The organism is Lachnotalea glycerini (assembly GCF_003201285.1).
Classification (GTDB): Bacteria; Bacillota; Clostridia; order Lachnospirales; family Lachnospiraceae; genus Lachnotalea; species Lachnotalea glycerini.
Window position 1 is genome coordinate 1 of sequence record NZ_QICS01000016.1, and the last position, 17,931, is coordinate 17,931.

Here is a 17,931-nt window from a genome sequence, read left to right on the forward strand (position 1 = left end):
AAAACATTACTCACTTTTTATGAGAATTATAAAAGGCCGTAATCCAGTAAATACAGTGGATTCCAGCCTTTTTTAACGTTACAACTGTCAAACATAAGATTATAACCTTTTTTTTAGTTCTTTTCAAGAACTTTATGTCATCTAACACATGATTTTATTCCTTTATTATTATCTTTTTTTATTTCTTTATTCGTAAGGTTAAAATATATTCATATCTTTTCTCCACAATGTGGAAAAGCAAAAATAAAAATATACAACAAAATGGTTCCAGCACTTTGTGCGTAGAACCATTTTGCCTACAGTCTGAGCAAAATATGAAAACTTCTGCTTTCCTTAATATATTTTATATAATGCACTCTATTCCAGAATGTGTGTAAAAATACAATCAATTCAATTATTATACTGGATAAGAACCATTTGTAGTATCTGCAACAGCAGGGTCTACTTTTGTTTTCTGAGCTTGTCTGTATTTAAAAAATTCTGTTGCAACTTGAGGGAATAACGCGTAAGTTAATACGTCCTCATCCTGCTCTTTCCATTGCACCATTTCTGCTTCTATTGCAGACAGTTCATTTTCAAGCAAATCAGCCGGACGGCAAGTTATTGGCTTCTTGTCTCCAATAACCTTTTTTTGAATCTCAGGATTAAATGGTTTAGCAGTAGCACCATATTCACCACTAAGTACTGCTTTTGTCTCCTTTGTAGCCATTTTATAACGTTCTCCCATGAGTACATTAAATACAGCCTGAGTACCAACAATTTGTGAAGATGGTGTAACCAAAGGAGGTTCTCCTAAATCTTTACGAACTCTTGGGATTTCTTCTAATACATCATAATATTTGTCTTCCGCATTTTGCTCTTTCAGCTGTGATACCATATTAGAAAGCATACCACCTGGTACCTGATATAATAATGTCTTAATATCAACACCTAATACTTTTGTATTCATAAGGCCGCTTGCTAATGCTTCTTCTCTCATTGGTCTAAAATATTCGGCGATTTCAGCCAATAATTTTTGATCCAATCCTGTATCATATGGAGTTCCCTTGAATGTCTCTACCATAACCTCAGTGGCTGGCTGACTGGTACCCATTGAAAACGGCGACATGGCAGTATCAATAATATCACAACCTGCTTCAACAGCCTTTAAGTAGGTCATGGAAGCTACACCACTGGTATAATGTGTATGCAGCTGAATAGGAATACTTACAGAATCCTTTAAAGCGCCAACAAGCTCTGTTGCCTTATAAGGAACTAAAAGTCCAGCCATATCTTTGATACAAAGTGAGCTTGCTCCCATATCCTCTACTTTTTTCGCCATACTTGTCCAGTAATCTAACGTATAGGCATCACCTAATGTATAGGAAAGAGCAACTTGCGAATGACCTTTTTCCTTACTAGTTGCCTTAACTGCTGTTTGTAAATTACGAATATCATTCATACAGTCAAAAATACGAATAATATCAATACCGTTTGCAATTGATTTCTGAACGAAATATTCTACAACGTCATCTGCATATGGACGATAGCCTAAAATATTCTGTCCTCTAAATAACATCTGTAATTTTGTATTTTTAAATCCGTCTCTTAATTTTCTTAATCTTTCCCATGGATCTTCTTTCAAGAATCTGAGTGATGCATCAAAGGTAGCACCTCCCCAACATTCTACAGAATGATATCCAACCTTATCCATTTTCTTAATTATTGGAAGCATTTGATCTGTTGTCATTCTTGTTGCAATTAATGACTGATGAGCATCACGTAAAACTGTTTCCATAATCTTTACTGGTTTCTTTTCAATTTCTGCCATTATGTTAACCTCCTGCGAATTATTATCTGTTATATAGGATTATAATCCTACGCCAAAAATAGCCATGAATGTTCCGGCTGCTACTGCGGTTCCAATAACACCTGCTACGTTAGGTCCCATAGCATGCATTAGTAAAAAGTTTGTAGGATCCGCCTCTGCACCAACCTTTTGTGAAACTCTGGCTGCCATCGGAACAGCTGATACACCTGCCGAACCAATCAACGGATTTACTTTTCCACCTGTTACTTTACACATAATTTTACCAAACCATACTCCGCCAGCGGTACCAAATGCAAAAGCAATTAAGCCTAAAACAACAATTTTTAATGTATTTGTATTCAAGAAAGCTTCTGCGCTTGTAGTCGCACCAACTGAAGTACCAAGCAATATAACTACGATGTACATAAGTGCATTCGCTGCTGTATCCGTAAGCTGTCTAACAACACCTGATTCTTTAAATAAATTACCTAACATAAGCATACCTACAAGAGGTGCTGTGGTTGGTAAAATCAATACTACTACAATAGTAACAATAACTGGGAACAGAATTTTTTCTAATTTAGAAACTGGTCTAAGCTGTCCCATCTTGATTTCTCTTTCTTCTTTCGTTGTAAATAGTTTCATAATCGGTGGCTGTATAATAGGCACAAGAGACATATAAGAATATGCCGCAACCGCTATAGGTCCCATCAAAGCAGTCTGACCCAATTTTCCTGCAAGGAAAATTGAAGTAGGACCATCTGCTCCTCCTATTATAGATACCGCTGCCGCTGCCTTATCATTAAAGCCTAATAAAATAGCTAATAAATAAGCCACAAAGATACCAAGCTGTGCCGCTGCTCCAAGTAAAAAGCTTCTTGGATTTGCAATTAGTGGACCAAAGTCTGTCATCGCTCCGACTCCTAAGAAAATAAGTGAAGGAAGAATTGACCACTCATCCATCAAATAGAAATAATGCAATAATCCGCCTACTCCATTTGATGAATCCTCAATTGATAACATAATATCAGGATATAAATTAACTAATAGCATACCAAATGAGATAGGAACCAACAACAATGGTTCATACTCTTTTTTTACCGCTAAATACAAGAAAATCAATGCTACTACGACCATCAAATAGTTTCCCCAAGTCAAATTGAAGAACGCTGTCTGGTGAAGCAGATTTCCCATGGTGTCTAATACGTAATCCATTTTTTTACCTCCCATTAGATTTTATGCAATATATTTAATTGCTTTGGGAATTCACATATCTTCATATATTGAAATAGACACACCATACTTTGCTGTCTCTATCCTCGTGAATCCTAGTTTAATGTTGCCAAAGTTGCCCCTGCCTCTATTGCATCACCTACAGCTACATCAATACTAGCAACTGTTCCATCCTCTGGAGCAACAACTGGAATTTCCATCTTCATTGCTTCAATGATAACAACAGCGTCACCTTTTTTAACAGCCTGTCCAACATTTGCTTCGATTTTAAATACTTTTCCTGCTGCACCTGCTTCTATCTTAATAGAACCTGCACTGCCTGCTGTTTTTGGAGCTGCTACTGCTTTAGGAGTTGCTACTGGCATTGTCTTTTTAGGCGCTGCTACAGCAGTACTACCTGCTTGTCCTTCTTCTACTGTTACATCATATACGTTTCCATTTACGGTAATTGTATAATTCTTCATCGTTTTATATCCTCCTATTCATAAGGCCTTCTGCCATTATCTCGTTTTAGTCGTTCTTCTTTTTATTGATCTTACTACAAAACCATCGATTGAAGTATTCATAGATGTTGCAAGAGCTGCTGATATAGCTGCCACCACCTCTAAATCATCCACAAGTTCCTCAACCTTTTCTTCTATTACTGGATTTCTGGACACAGTCGTTGTTTCTAGCTGATTAACCTTCTTCTTATTTTTCATTTTTTCTTCCCATCTATTAATGTAGGAAAATAACGAAATTAAAGTTGAAATTAAAATTAAGATAACAAAAACTGTACCCATTCCCATGATAGTATTCAAACCAGCTTTTTTCATTGTCTCACCTATTGTATATTCTTTGTCAGTTGTAATACTTGTAACTGATAAATTTTCATCATATACAACAGTCAAAATTAAATCTCTTTTTGAATAGTTTACCTTTAATACTGTAGTAATGGTACCTTTGCTCTCATTAATGGAAAAGTCACCAATTTCTACATAATCACCTAAATCATCTTTAATTTCAGACCATGATTTAACGGCTTCGGATATAATTGCATCATCGCTCTCCATGTATTGCTTAAGCTCATCATCAGTAAAACCGGATATACTGGTATACAGGCTCTCTGAATTAGATTTAAAGTCATCCTCTGTATAACCATTATAAGATTGGGTTTCACTGCTCGCATTTGCCACTGCTGTCATGGAAAGAATACTGGTAATCATACATAATATCATTAATAATTTTTTCATATTAAGCATCACCTCATTTAAACCGTACCGTGTTTTTTCCCGGGACGATCCTCTTTCTTTGTAAACAACATTTCAAATGCACCAATTACATACTTTCTTGTATCCTGTGCTTCAATGATACTATCTACATAGCCTCTCTTAGCTGCTGATACAACACTTGATTGTAGTTCACTATATTGAGCTGCTTTTTCATCAATCACGCCAGCGGCAGCAGCAGGATACATAATCTTAGCTGCTAGTTTAGCATCCATCATCCCAATTTCAGCTTTAGGCCAAGCATATACAATATCAGCTCCGATTGATTTGCTATTCATCGTAATATAAGCGCTTCCATAGGCCTTTCCTATAACCACGTTTACTTTCGGAACATTTGCATTTGCAAATGCATAAGTTAATTTTGCAACAGCCTTTGCAATCTTTTTCTCTGAATCTAACGTTGCTTCAAATCCTGTAGCGTTGGTAAATGATAGAACTGGTATATTAAAGGCATTACAAAAATTAATGAATTCAGCAGCTTTTTCGCAGCCTTGTGGACTTAGCACTGAATCATATTCTTTGTCCAAGTTTCCATCCAATGCAAATACCTGCGTGCGGTTCGCAACACAGCCAACCGTTACTCCATTTAATTTAATAAATCCAGTAACCATAGATTTCGCATAGTCGGATTTCACCTCAACAAAAATATTTTCATCTGCAATATTCGAAATCAAGATTGATGTATCACCTGTACAGTTTTCAATATCTGCACAAATACGATTTAAATCGTCATTACATTCTTCATATGACATATCATCTTCATTGTTTGCAGGCAACATGGTAACTAATTGTCTGATTTGCGCAAAAATATCTGATTCAGCTCCTGTAAAATCAACAATACCACTTTCTTCACTTTGAAATTTTGCTGATGCACTATTGCATTTTTCTTCTGTATTTCCTGCCAATGCATTCGGAGTATTCATAAACAACTTAGCATTTTTTTCTTCCATAAATGTAAAGTCTGAAAGAGTCGGAACTACTGCCAGTCCGCCACCACAATTTCCAAAAATTGCTGTAATCTGTGGAACTACTCCGGATGCTAAGGATTGTTTTAAATAAATTTCCCCAAAACCATTTAATGCATCTGTTGCTTCTTGAAGTCTTAAACCTGCACAATCAATTAAACCAATTACAGGTGCTCCCATTTTCATCGCCATATCATAGATATTCGCAATTTTTTTAGCATGCATTTCACCTATTGAACCGTTAAGAACTGATGCATCCTGACTATATATGTATACAAGGTTGCCATCAATAACTCCATATCCGGTTACTACTCCATCTGCAGGGGTCTCGTTTTGCTGTAAGTTGAAATCAGTTGATCTAGCAGTTACAAGTCCACCAATTTCAACAAAACTGTTCTCATCTAGTAAGGAATTAATTCTTACTATTGCTGAGTTTTGTGCTGTATTACTCATTCTTCAGCCCTCCATTTTTTCTATTTTATAAAAGTAAAACCAATTTTCTGCCAATTATAATTGTATCTCTTTTTTTTATAAATTACAAGGGGGTTTGACAATATTTTAACTACTAATTATACATATTAATACTAGAAATTATACATTTTTTGTCTAATTACATAGAAAAAACAGGTTGAAAAATATTTTCTTCAGCCTGTTTCCAATTACTAACTATTTTCTAACTCGATAATAATAAAGTCACCCAAATCATGAGGTACTTCAATGCATAAATGTAATCTTCCATCTTGATAAAATGAATACCCGAAAGGTTGATTATTATCTTCACTATAATCAAAATTCATTAACATCTCTGCTAATAATTCTTCATTATCAAATGCGCTATAGATATAATCTATAAACTTTTCTTTTATTGTTGTTTCAATTTGAAATCCCTGATTATTGTATATTTTTTCCGCCAGTTGATTAACATCTGCCCGGTCACAAAGTCTTATACTGTCACCCGTCTCTAATGATATATTATATGTATAGATAAAACTAAATGGTTGTGTTGCACCATCATAATGGCAACTGCCCACCATCTTGATTGATAATTCATCCTCGCTGCTTGAAACCACTTCATAATCCAAGTTATAAACATCATTTTCAGTCAACAGATCCAAATCGCTAGTTATCTTTTCTTGAATAATACCATTCCATTTATCTTCAATTTTTGAATTTACTAGGTTAATTAGCTTTGGGTATTTAATACAAATATTATCTTTTGTAATTAATACCTCTTCAATATTAGCTAAATCTGTTTTAGTTGCAGTTTCTGATGATTCCTTCCACTCGTTCTCTTTTTGACAACCCGCCAAAAGGCATATTGCACCTAGTACTAATGAAAATACTATTACTTTCTTCATTATCATCCCTCAGTTCGCTTATAAACATATAGCATTAACTTTTTTAATTATATTGCTATTAAACTTCATATATTATACATCATTCTTATGGTTCCTTTGATAATCACATCCCCATTTATTTATACTAGTAATCCTTGATAACTATAACACATTACTTTTGAATTTACTATAATATACTTTAAGTTTTAAACAATTTGAAAGGTTTTATTAATGAAATTCATACTGTTACCTTATTTTAAAACAAGATGAGATGATTATTCTACTATTTTGCCATAATAGCAAACAAGCCCTCATAAATGGGGGCTTGTTTGCTTAAAAGTTACCTACTATTCAGCAGTATCGTATAACTTCGTTAACTTATTTAAATGTTCAAATTTTTCAGCTGCTAATTTTTCTGATTGACCAAATAGCTCTTGTGCTCTTTCTGCATTTTGCTTCATTAATGAACTATAACGAACTTCATTTGTTAAGAATTCCTGATAGCTTGTTGTAGGTGCTTTGCTATCTAATGTGAATGGATTCTTTCCTTCTGCTTTTAGTCTTGGATCGAATCGGAATAAATTCCAATATCCTGAAGTTACTGCTTTCTTTTCTTCAGTTTGTGCTCCAGTCATTCCACCCTTAATTCCATGATTAATACATGGTGCATAAGCAATAATGATTGAAGGTCCATTGTAGCTTTCTGCTTCATTCATAGCCTTGATACATTGATTCATATCTGCGCCTTGTGCAATTTGTGCCACATATACATAGCCATAGCTCATCGCAATTTGTGCAAGGTCTTTCTTTTTAACAGCTTTACCGCCTGCTGCAAACTGTGCAACTGCTCCAAGTGGAGTGGACTTAGATGATTGTCCTCCGGTATTAGAGTAAACTTCTGTATCAAATACTAAAATATTTACATCCTGTCCACTAGCTATAACATGGTCTAAACCGCCAAATCCTATGTCGTAAGCCCAGCCGTCTCCACCAAATATCCATTGTGACTTTTTAGAAATAAAGTCTTTTTTTGCCAATATTTCCTTAGCAGCTTTACTTCCTTCTTTTCCTAATGCATTGATTAACTCAGCTGTAGCAACTGCATTTTCTGCACCTGACTCAAAAGTATCTGCATACTTCTTAGCCGAATCCTTTAATGTTGCGTCTTTAGTGTCTGCTGCTAATGCTTCTATCTTATTCTTTAAGCTATTTCTTAATGCAAGCTGAGCTAATTTCATTCCATAACCAAACTCTGCATTATCTTCAAATAATGAATTTGACCAAGCTGGTCCGCATCCTGCTTTATTAACTGTATAAGGTGTGGAAGGTGATGAATTACCCCAGATTGAAGAACAACCTGTTGCATTAGCAATATACATTCTATCCCCAAATAACTGAGTTACTAATTTAGCATATGGTGTTTCTCCACATCCTGCACAAGCTCCTGAGAACTCAAGTAATGGTTGCTTAAATTGACTTCCTTTTACTGTAGTAGCTTTGTATTTATCAATTACTTCTTGCTTTTCTCCAACCTTTAATGCATAGTTAGCCATTTCCTGCTCATGAATCTGCGTATCCAATGGTTTCATAACAAGAGCTTTTGCACCCTTTTTACCTGGGCAAACATTTGCACATGAACCACAGCCTGTACAATCTAATGCAGAAACGGTTACTGCAAACTTGAACTTATCAAGTCCTGTCAATGGTAATGTCTTCGCTCCAGTTGGTGCATTGGCAGCTTCTTCATCTGTCATAGCCACTGGTCTGATAACTGCATGAGGACAAACATAAGAGCAGAAATTACATTGTATACAATTCTCTGGAATCCATTCTGGCACATCAATTGCAATACCACGTTTTTCATATGCTGAAGTTCCTGAAGGTGTAGTACCATCTGCATATTCCTTAAATGCTGAAACAGGAAGTGCGTTTCCATTTACTTTATTCACTTGACTTTGAATATTTTTAACAAAATCTACTACTTCTTTTCTTCCTTCTACACTGATATCTTCTGAAGCAGAATCCTTTGCATTAGCCCATGATGCTGGAATTTCTATTTTAACAGCTTCCTCTGCTCCTCGTTCTATTGCCTGATAATTCATATTAACAATCGCATCACCTTTTTTGCCATATGAATATTTAGCTGCTGCTTTCATGTATCCAATTGCATCTTCAACTGGTATGATCTGAGATAATTTAAAGAATGCAGATTGAAGTATTGTATTAATACGACCACCAAGTCCGATTTCTTTACCTAATTTTATACCATCAATGGTATAGAAATTAATGTTATGTGTAGCTAAATATCTCTTCGTGTGAGCAGGCAGCTCTTTTTCTAGTTCTTCTAAAGTCCAACCGCAATTTAATAAGAAAGTTCCGCCATCCTTTAAATCTTCAACCATATTAAATTTATGAACATAAGAAGGATTATGACATGCCACAAAGTTCGCTTTATTTACCAAATAGGTGGAACGAATTGGCTCTGTACCAAATCTTAAGTGAGATACAGTAACACCGCCTGATTTCTTAGAATCGTAATCAAAATAAGCCTGTGCATACTGATCTGTATTGTCTCCAATTATTTTGATTGAGTTCTTGTTTGCACCAACGGTACCGTCTGAACCTAATCCCCAGAATTTACAGCTTTTAATCTTATCGCTAGATGAATCAAAGCTATTATCTACCTCTAGTGATAAATTAGTAACATCATCATGAATACCTATGGTAAAGCTTTCTTTTGAAGAATTATCAAATACAGCTTTAACCTGAGCGGGTGTAGTATCTTTTGAGCCCAAACCATATCTGCCCTTAAATACAGGAATATCTTTGAATTTTGTATTCTTCAATGCTGCAAATACATCTAAGTATAACGGTTCACCTATTGATCCTGGCTCCTTTGTTCTGTCTAATACGCTAATCTGCTTTACAGAATCTGGAATAGCTTTAAGAAAATGTTCTATGCTAAATGGTCTGTAAAGTCTTACTTTAATCACACCAACTTTTTCTCCTGCTGCAATTAATGCATCAATTGTCTCTTCAATCGTTTCACAAACAGAACCCATAGCAACGATTACGTGTTCTGCATTTTTTGCTCCGTAATAGTTAAATAAGCTATAATCTGTTCCAAGCTTGGCATTAACTTTGCCCATATATTCTTCAACAACTGCTGGTAATTTATTGTAGTATTCATTTGAAGCTTCTTTTGCCTGAAAGAAAATATCAGGGTTTTGTGCTGAACCTCTGTGACATGGATGATTTGGATTAAGTGCATTTGCTCTGAATTCATCAATCGAATCCTGATCTACCATTTCAGCTAAATCTTTATAGTCCCAAACTTGAATTTTTTGCAACTCATGTGATGTTCTAAAACCATCAAAGAAATTTACAAACGGAACTTTTCCTTTTAATGCTGAACAATAAGAAATTGGAGATAAGTCCATTGTTTCTTGTACGCTTGAACATGCAAGCATAGCAAAACCAGTCTGTCTACATGCATATACATCGGAATGATCTCCGAAAATAGATAATGCATGAGTCGCTAATGCTCTCGCAGAAACATTGATAACGCATGGAAGCAATTCTCCCGCAATTTTATACATGTTAGGAATCATTAGCAATAATCCCTGAGAAGCTGTAAATGTAGTAGTCAATGCTCCTGCTGCTAACGATCCGTGGATTGCACCTGCTGCTCCAGCTTCGGACTGCATTTCCTGTACCAATACCTTTTCTCCAAAAATATTTTTCAACCCATCATTTGCCCAACGGTCTGCTAATTCCGCCATATTTGATGAAGGTGTAATTGGATAGATTGCTGCAACTTCCGAATATGCATATGCAACGTGAGCTGCGGCGGTATTTCCGTCCATTGTTTTCATTTTTCTGTTCATCAATAATCCTCCTTGTGTATTTAATTTCCATCTACAATTCTATACCCAAACCATATTATTGTAAAGGGATTTTGCTATTGTACTTACTTTCACACAACAGATTTGCATATTGCTTAACATAATATATTAAAACAGCAATTTACCTGCTCATTTTTAATCAGCTAATTATTTTTATCTATTTTTTAAGCAAGATTTCTTCGACACTCAACTCCCCTGATTACTCATTTGGTTACTTTTTTCTTAATCGTTTTCTATAAATATTGAAAACGATTTTTGCTCACATCTTTTTCATGCATTTGAGCAGATTATCTTGTCTGCAGTTTTGTTTGTCCCATAGGAAATTTTAACATTTCAAATATTAAAAAAAGCAAAGGAAAGCTCATCCAAGAACTTTCCATTGCATATGTATATTATAACCTAAATATTAAGTTTTATTTTGATATTGTTTTTGTATAATTAAAAAATACATGTCCTTGTATCACTTCATATTCGGACTCGCTGTATACCCGAAAGAAATTAGTCTTATTCGCATAAGACAAAGCCCAGAAATTTTTCCAGGTAAATGTAGAACGTTTAAAGTCAGCTACACTGTTTTCATTATTATTAAAATCATTCAAAATAATCTTTGCCGCGTTTTTGCATTCTGTCGAAACTAAGCCATAATTATTTAAATATTTTGTCAACACACCTGTTCTTGCCGGTTCGAATTGATTAAACTGATAGATTACTTCTTTATAACTCATATTACTCTTTAACCGATTCGCAATCACATATCCGACAGCAAGCTGGCCTTTATAAACCGTAACACTGCTGCTATTTATTTTACCGGTTACCGGATATTGCTTCTGATTACCCGCTTCACAATAAATAATGGTTGCCAAAAGTTGTTCTGTGCTTACCTGTGGATCGGTTTTATATTGTGCATGTACTTTAACTCCATTCACCATTAAGTAGGATTCGCTTTCACAGACACCCTTACTGTTAAATGTATAATAAACTCCACCTATTTTTACCGAAGTGTTTTTTACCATTTTTCCGGTTGATTTAAAATAGTATTTTAAATCATTCAGTGTGAGCCATCCCGTATGCATCGTTCCATCCGAATCAAAATAGTATTTGTTTTTACTAATGGTCTTCCAGCCTGTTTTCATTCGACCTTTGGTATCAAAGAAGTATTTCTTTGAGCCTACTTTTGTCAGGCCTGTCTGCATCACTCCACTTTTGTTAAAATAATAAGTTTTTCCATTGATTTCTTGAAAACCGGTCTGCATTGCTCCTGTGCTATCAAAATAATACTTTTTCTTATTGATCGTCTTGATCCCAGTTTTCATTCGGCCTTTACTGTCAAAGAAATATTTCTTTGACCCTACTTTCGTCAGACCTGTCTGCATCACACCTTGTTTATTAAAGTAATAGGTCTTTCCTTTGATTTCTTGAAAACCGGTTGTCATAGTTCCTGCACTGTCAAAATAATACTTTTTACTATTAACGGTCTTCCATCCTGTTTTCATCCGGCCCTTATTGTCAAAGTAGTACTTGCTTGAACCTACTTTGGTCAGACCTGTCTGCATGACTCCCTTTTTATTAAAGTAATAAGTTTTCTTTTTTATCGTTTGAAAACCAGTCTGCATCACACCTGATTCATTGAAATAGTATTTCTTATCATTGATGGTTTGCCAACCTGTCTTCATGACTCCTTTGCTGTCAAAATAATACTTATTTCCATCAATCTTTTTCCATCCTGTTTGTTTGACGCCATCAATATAACAATACGTCTTCCCCTTTTTTGTCTGCCAAACGGTACTATCTTGTGTTTGATCATTTGCTGTACTATTCTGTGTCTGCCCATTTGTTGCAGTATCCTCTGCATTTACAACAGGCATTGATGTAGATAGAAGAATCGTGCACAGAAACAGTGTTACTATCGTCAGTACCTTTTTCACTTTTTTTCCTCCTTTAATCCATTGTCCATAACTATTTTCTACAATATTACTATAATATATCTATATATATAATGCAACAGTACGATAAATTTTCCAAAAATAGTAGATGCTCTATTATTAATTTTTAATTATTTTTTGGAAATTGTGGAAATTTTCTTTCAGGACTACTATAATAAATACTTGCAGGCTATTTTTAAAAACAAAATCATTCAGTCCATTATAACATAATTAAGGAGGGATAACTATGAAAGGACTATTTCATAAAACAATGATTAAAAAAGTAATACCATTACTTTTACTTTTTTGTCTTCTGTCTGAATCTACATTTTCGTCAGACATACCTACTGTTTATGCCGAAACTGCCAATTCACAAGAAACAAATACAGATTCCTTTAACAGTACAGATGAAACTCAAAATAATTCAACAGACACTACCCCTGTAACAAATACCGAAGATGACAGTGATACTGTCAACTCTAATGAATTGTCAACTGCTACCGGGGCGGATAATACTATTGTTTCAGATTCAACGGATAGTGGTACAGATACCGGAACTGATACCACAACAAACGAAACAGTTTCACAAACAGATAGCTCCGATACAAATGCTTTGGCGGACGAATCTGTTTCCGTTGCAGATACAGATAATAAAACAAAGAGCAAAAGTGAAGACATCGAAATATCTAAAGAAACGTTTCCAGATGAAGTATTTCGCACTTTTGTGACCAAACATTTTGATAATGATAAAAATCAAAAATTGTCCTGCGAAGAAATGACTCAAGTAGAAAATATTGATGTATCTAATATGGGAATTCAAGACTTGACCGGTATTGAGTATTTCACAAATATTGTTTATTTATATTGCAATGGCAACAAACTGAAATCACTTAAGCTTGATACCTTATCAAGTATGACCGTATTAGACTGCTCATACAATTATTTAACTAGTCTTGATTTAAGTAAATGTGCTGCTCTCGTTTCATTAGAGTGCCAAAATAATGCGTTTACAATTTCATTAGACGATAACAATTCTTATGATTTATCTACTTTAAAAGGCTTTGATATAAAAAATTCTTCTAATTGGTCTGAGAGCGTAGTCATTAAAGATGGCGTTTTAACCTTAGAAGATGATTATAAAAATTCAATTATCACTTATGATTATTTGGTCAGTGCTCCACTTATTGAAGATACTTATCTTCATTTTACTATGGTAATTGCAGATCAGAATCTGTCTGATATTGAAATGAATGAAACTACTTTTCCTGATGAGGCGTTTAGAGAATACATAATTGAGAATTTTGATACAAATGAAGACTCTATTTTAACATCCGAAGAAAGAAATAGCATTACTTATCTTTACGCCCCTGAAAAAAAAATTGCTTCGCTTTCTGGCATTGAATATTTTCCAAACCTGGTATTCCTTAACTTGGATCATAATGACATTACGGTTGCTAATGTTAATACTTTTATAAGTTTACGAAGTATTTATTTAGATAACAATCAGCTCACTGATTTGCAAATTAATGAGCTGACAAATATTGAAGAGCTTTATTGCAGCAACAATCAACTAACCAGTTTAACCATAAACCCACTTAATCAGCTTAAAAAGCTCGATTGTAGCAGTAATCAATTAACCAATCTTGATACCACAAATCTGACAGGGCTTGTCGAACTTTATTTAAACAATAACCAGTTGTACTGCCTAGACTTAAGTACCTGTCCCTTATTAGAGCTGGTTGAATGTAAAGATAATGTCTATGAATTGACATCCGAAAATAATATTGTTTCTTTATCCGGGCTTGAACTCCTTGATTTAACCAGAACAACTAACTGGTCTGAGGGAAATTTAAGTAATGAAAGTTCTCTATTATTAGATAGCGTTACTGATGAAAAACTGATTACCTTTGACTATATGGTCAATGCCCCTCAGCTTTCCGATAGCAGTATTACTTTTACTATAAAGGTACTTCCTCAGATAACACAAGCTGCTCAGACACAGATTGAACCGCAGACACAAGCAGAAGCTCTACCACAGGTTGAGGCTCAAACACAGATTCCTGCAACTAACAGCACACCAAGTCTTGTATCCTATCAGGTTGTCTTTAATAGCGATGGGGGTAATGAAATTTTATCACAATCCGTACAAGCAGGCAGTCATGTTGTTTCACCGGATAATCCTGTTAAGTCCGGATATTTATTCAACGGCTGGTATAATGGAGAAATCCCCTATGATTTTAATACTGCAATATCTGGTGATATTACCTTAAATGCACACTGGCAGCAAGTTACACCGCCCAAGCCAACCATTAAGAGTTTAAAAAATTCTAAAAAATCTAAACTGAAAGTAAATCTAAAAGCTGCTAAAAATATTGAAGGCTATGAAATTTCTTACAGTACAAATAAAAGTGCTAAGAAAAATGCTATTATTATTACAACAAATAAAACTTCCTACACCATTGGCAATCTGGTGCAAGGAAAAACCTATTATGTAACGGTAAGAACCTATTCGTCAGATTCAACCGGTGAAAAAGTATACAGTGATTATAGTAAAATTAAAAAACTTAAAATTAGCAAGGGACTTTCAGAGGCAAAGGCAACTGGTACATCCTCAACAATCAGAAGTTGTAAAATCACCTCAAATGACAATATAAATGTTTCAGCCAAAGCCAGTGCTATTATTAAGAGCAGCGATAATTATTATTATTTATTTGCTCTCCCATCTTATAAAAAGAGTATACCAAAAAACGCTGTTCCTTTAGATTCAACAGTGAAAGCAACCTCATTTAAATTTAATACTCCATTGAATGCTGATACCTCTGAAAGCCAGCTTTACTCTAAATTTGTTGTAGCAATTAAGGTGAAATCCGGATATAAAATAATCAGTAAAGCTAAATACATAACAAATCCTCAAAAAATTGCTGAATATACCTATTCATTTCCAACTGCATCGACTAAGAAGGGACTACAAATAAATGCTGGAATGTTGAATGATGTAAAAGACCTAGGCGTTAAAAACTCAGCCTTTAACATTCCTCTTGATATGATTATTGCCGCACCTGGGGAAGATAACCATCGAAATGGAATCGAATATGATTATAACGGTGAAACCTATTGGTTTAGAAAAGGTATGATTGCTGCTTATGATTCATTATTCAGGCAATTAAAGGATCAGGATATTGTCGTCACTGCTATTATCTTATTAGGGTGGAGAAATGATTTAACCTACCTGATTTCCCCATCCGGCAGAGAAGAAGGCCATAATTACTACAATTTTAATACTTCAAATTATGATGCCAGAAAACAACTAGAGGCAACCTTTGCTTTCCTTGCGCAGCGTTATGCCAGTGACTCTGGAAATGGTCAAGTGGTAAATTGGATTATTGGAAACGAAGTCAATAGCTTTGATACATGGAACTATGCAGGCACAAAATCATTGTCTAAATATGCCCAGCTTTACGCTGATTCCTATCGCTTGGCCTATACTGCTATCAAAAGTAAATATAGTAATGCACGAGTATATGTATCTCTGGATCAATGCTGGACCATCAGTAATTCAGATACGTTTGGAGGAAAAGAATTTTTGAATCAATTTGATTCTATATTAAGTGGATCGGGAGATATTGGATGGCATCTTGCTTATCATGCTTATCCTTCACCTTTGACAAATCCTCGTTTTTGGAAAAATGAAAATGGATTGTCAGAAAACAATGAGGACACACCTGTAATATCAATTAGTAACATTAATGTATTAACCAATTATATTAAAAAACATTACGGTAAGAGTACACGAATTATCTTGTCTGAGCAAGGTTTTACTTCTGCCAAGCCATATGGTGAAAAGACTCAGGCCGCGGCAATGGCTTATGCTTATTATTTAGCTGAATTCAATCCCATGATAGATGCGTTTATTCTTTCCCGGCATGTCGATAATGTTGCAGAAACAAATGATGGACTTAATTTAGGTTTATGGAGTAATACGCCAGGACGAGTTGAAAAAGCATACCAAAAAAAATATTCCTGGAGAATATATAAATATATGGACACTCCAAGTTCTACTAAGGTAACAAAATTTGCTTTAAAAATTATTGGAGCGTCAAGTTGGAAAAAAATAGTTCCAAAATATAAAGCAAATAAATTTAAATCAATGCCAAATGCTAATGAATAAAATTTCTCGTTAGCACTAACGATTTTTATACTTTGGAAATTACCTACTTTATTTCTTAATATAATAATCTATTCTATAATATTTAAAAGATACAAGCCTATCTTTTCTAGGTTTGTATCTTTTTTACATTATATTTTTTATTAGATTGGTATCAGGCTTAAGCTCTAACTTGTGAAAGACACTCTTTCTCCTCTATAGCTTCTACTATTTCAGGCAATACATCAACTACTTTTTTATGCACAACAAAGTCCGCTAATTTATCAGTATAATGTTCTTCCTCGTTAATTAAGATAAGTTTATTTCCTGTATAATATTGAAGAAATTTTTCAGATAAAAATGCATTTAAATTACATCCTAACACTAATAAATTATCTGCATTTGCGATGGCTGAAGCCGCTTCCGTAATGGCTGCATTTGATATCATCTCTCCCACCAATGCTACCCCCGGACGAATTGTAGCCTTACAGTTTTCACAAAGTGGTACCCTTTTACTTTGTTTAATATATTCTACTGGAAATTTTTTATGACATCTTGGGCAAGTATTATCTGAAACAGTTCCATGTAAATTTATTACCTTTTTACAGCCTGCTAATTCAAGTGCTCCATGAATACATCTGGTAATGCAGCACTTGAGCTTACCCATTTGCTCTAGCTTAGCCAATGCCTTGAAAGCTTCGTTTGGTATAATATCCAACTGCAACACACTTTCTCTATAATACTGATAAAATAATTCTGTTCTCGTGTGAAAAAAAGTAGAACTAAATAATTCTTCTGGAGAATAACCATAGCTCATTTCTATATCATAGGCTTCTTCATCCTCCCTAAAATTCAAATATCCATTTTCTTTATAAGCTCCTAAGCCACACAAACAAACCAAACGATTGCTGTTTTGAAAAATATCTTCTAATATTTCATAAGCCATTTTATCCCTCTTTTCTCTTCAAATCTTCTATTATAAATATTATTTATAACCATATTTATTCAAACATAATTAAAATAAAATATCTCACATTTATTTATTATTTTTAAAATTAGTGTCAACAAGTACAAACATTACATCATATTATTAAGTGTAATCAAATTATTGGAGGAAATTAAATGAGTGATTTAGCTGCAACACAATGCGGATGTGGCGATTGTAATAGTGGTTGTAATTCCATTATCTGGATTATCCTATTACTTTGCTGCTGTGGTGGAAATGGTTTAGGAGGAGGTTGTGGCGATAGCTGCGGTGGCGGCTGCGGTGGCGGAAACGATAGTTGTCTCCTAATTATAATCTTACTTCTTTGCTGCGGTGGCTGTGGCGGTGGCTGCGGACGTTCTTTCTGTTAAAATCCATATTTT

The 17,931-nt window shown here is 34.5% G+C and carries 11 protein-coding genes; 2 read left to right on the forward strand and 9 right to left on the reverse strand.

The window, feature by feature from the left end:
- Nucleotides 1–397 precede the first annotated feature (397 nt).
- From C8E03_RS19275 to C8E03_RS19310, 8 genes are all read right to left on the reverse strand, one after another.
- Entirely contained in the window at nucleotides 398–1,810 is a 1,413-nt protein-coding gene (locus tag C8E03_RS19275; protein WP_094376202.1) for an oxaloacetate decarboxylase subunit alpha, read from the reverse strand.
- Between the two features lie 39 nt (nucleotides 1,811–1,849).
- A complete protein-coding gene (locus tag C8E03_RS19280) occupies nucleotides 1,850–3,004 on the reverse strand; it encodes a sodium ion-translocating decarboxylase subunit beta (RefSeq protein WP_094376201.1) in 1,155 nt (384 codons plus the stop codon).
- 113 nt (nucleotides 3,005–3,117) lie between these two features.
- Nucleotides 3,118–3,486 carry a biotin/lipoyl-containing protein gene (locus C8E03_RS19285; RefSeq protein ID WP_094376200.1) on the reverse strand — a complete coding sequence of 123 codons (369 nt, stop codon included), beginning with the start codon at nucleotides 3,484–3,486 and terminating at the stop codon, nucleotides 3,118–3,120.
- 36 nt (nucleotides 3,487–3,522) lie between these two features.
- Complete coding sequence (locus C8E03_RS19290; RefSeq protein ID WP_170123072.1) at nucleotides 3,523–4,254, reverse strand: OadG family transporter subunit; 732 nt, start codon at nucleotides 4,252–4,254, stop codon at nucleotides 3,523–3,525.
- A 17-nt stretch (nucleotides 4,255–4,271) separates the two neighbouring features.
- Nucleotides 4,272–5,708, reverse strand: a complete 1,437-nt coding sequence (locus tag C8E03_RS19295; RefSeq protein ID WP_094376198.1) for an acyl-CoA carboxylase subunit beta — start codon at nucleotides 5,706–5,708, stop codon at nucleotides 4,272–4,274.
- Between the two features lie 209 nt (nucleotides 5,709–5,917).
- The gene (locus C8E03_RS19300; RefSeq protein ID WP_094376197.1) at nucleotides 5,918–6,613 is read right to left on the reverse strand and encodes a hypothetical protein; all 696 of its coding nucleotides are present in this window, start codon (nucleotides 6,611–6,613) and stop codon (nucleotides 5,918–5,920) included.
- A 326-nt stretch (nucleotides 6,614–6,939) separates the two neighbouring features.
- Entirely contained in the window at nucleotides 6,940–10,479 is a 3,540-nt protein-coding gene (gene nifJ / locus C8E03_RS19305) for a pyruvate:ferredoxin (flavodoxin) oxidoreductase (protein WP_094376196.1), read from the reverse strand.
- 431 nt (nucleotides 10,480–10,910) lie between these two features.
- Nucleotides 10,911–12,422 carry a cell wall hydrolase gene (locus C8E03_RS19310; RefSeq protein WP_110291875.1) on the reverse strand — a complete coding sequence of 504 codons (1,512 nt, stop codon included), beginning with the start codon at nucleotides 12,420–12,422 and terminating at the stop codon, nucleotides 10,911–10,913.
- A 244-nt stretch (nucleotides 12,423–12,666) separates the two neighbouring features.
- On the opposite strand from C8E03_RS19310, the gene C8E03_RS19315 reads away from it, so the two are divergent.
- Nucleotides 12,667–16,587, forward strand: a complete 3,921-nt coding sequence (locus tag C8E03_RS19315; RefSeq protein ID WP_110291876.1) for a DUF5722 domain-containing protein — start codon at nucleotides 12,667–12,669, stop codon at nucleotides 16,585–16,587.
- Between the two features lie 157 nt (nucleotides 16,588–16,744).
- On the opposite strand, the gene C8E03_RS19320 is transcribed toward C8E03_RS19315, so the two are convergent.
- On the reverse strand, nucleotides 16,745–17,509 hold the full coding sequence (locus C8E03_RS19320; RefSeq protein ID WP_110291877.1) for a Sir2 family NAD-dependent protein deacetylase: 765 nt from the start codon (nucleotides 17,507–17,509) through the stop codon (nucleotides 16,745–16,747).
- Between the two features lie 176 nt (nucleotides 17,510–17,685).
- On the opposite strand from C8E03_RS19320, the gene C8E03_RS19325 reads away from it, so the two are divergent.
- Complete coding sequence (locus C8E03_RS19325) at nucleotides 17,686–17,919, forward strand: chorion class high-cysteine HCB protein 13 (protein WP_094376192.1); 234 nt, start codon at nucleotides 17,686–17,688, stop codon at nucleotides 17,917–17,919.
- Nucleotides 17,920–17,931: the final 12 nt, after the last annotated feature.

Bases quoted from the DNA above. Each gene is read 5' to 3' on its own strand.
- C8E03_RS19275 (WP_094376202.1), bottom strand. From the start codon at position 1,810: ATGGCAGAAATTGAAAAGAAACCAGTAAAGATTATGGAAACAGTTTTA.
- C8E03_RS19280 (WP_094376201.1), bottom strand. From the start codon at position 3,004: ATGGATTACGTATTAGACACCATGGGAAATCTGCTTCACCAGACAGCG.
- C8E03_RS19285 (WP_094376200.1), bottom strand. From the start codon at position 3,486: ATGAAGAATTATACAATTACCGTAAATGGAAACGTATATGATGTAACA.
- C8E03_RS19290 (WP_170123072.1), bottom strand. From the start codon at position 4,254: ATGAAAAAATTATTAATGATATTATGTATGATTACCAGTATTCTTTCC.
- C8E03_RS19295 (WP_094376198.1), bottom strand. From the start codon at position 5,708: ATGAGTAATACAGCACAAAACTCAGCAATAGTAAGAATTAATTCCTTA.
- C8E03_RS19300 (WP_094376197.1), bottom strand. From the start codon at position 6,613: ATGAAGAAAGTAATAGTATTTTCATTAGTACTAGGTGCAATATGCCTT.
- nifJ (WP_094376196.1), bottom strand. From the start codon at position 10,479: ATGAACAGAAAAATGAAAACAATGGACGGAAATACCGCCGCAGCTCAC.
- C8E03_RS19315 (WP_110291876.1), top strand. From the start codon at position 12,667: ATGAAAGGACTATTTCATAAAACAATGATTAAAAAAGTAATACCATTA.
- C8E03_RS19320 (WP_110291877.1), bottom strand. From the start codon at position 17,509: ATGGCTTATGAAATATTAGAAGATATTTTTCAAAACAGCAATCGTTTG.
- C8E03_RS19325 (WP_094376192.1), top strand. From the start codon at position 17,686: ATGAGTGATTTAGCTGCAACACAATGCGGATGTGGCGATTGTAATAGT.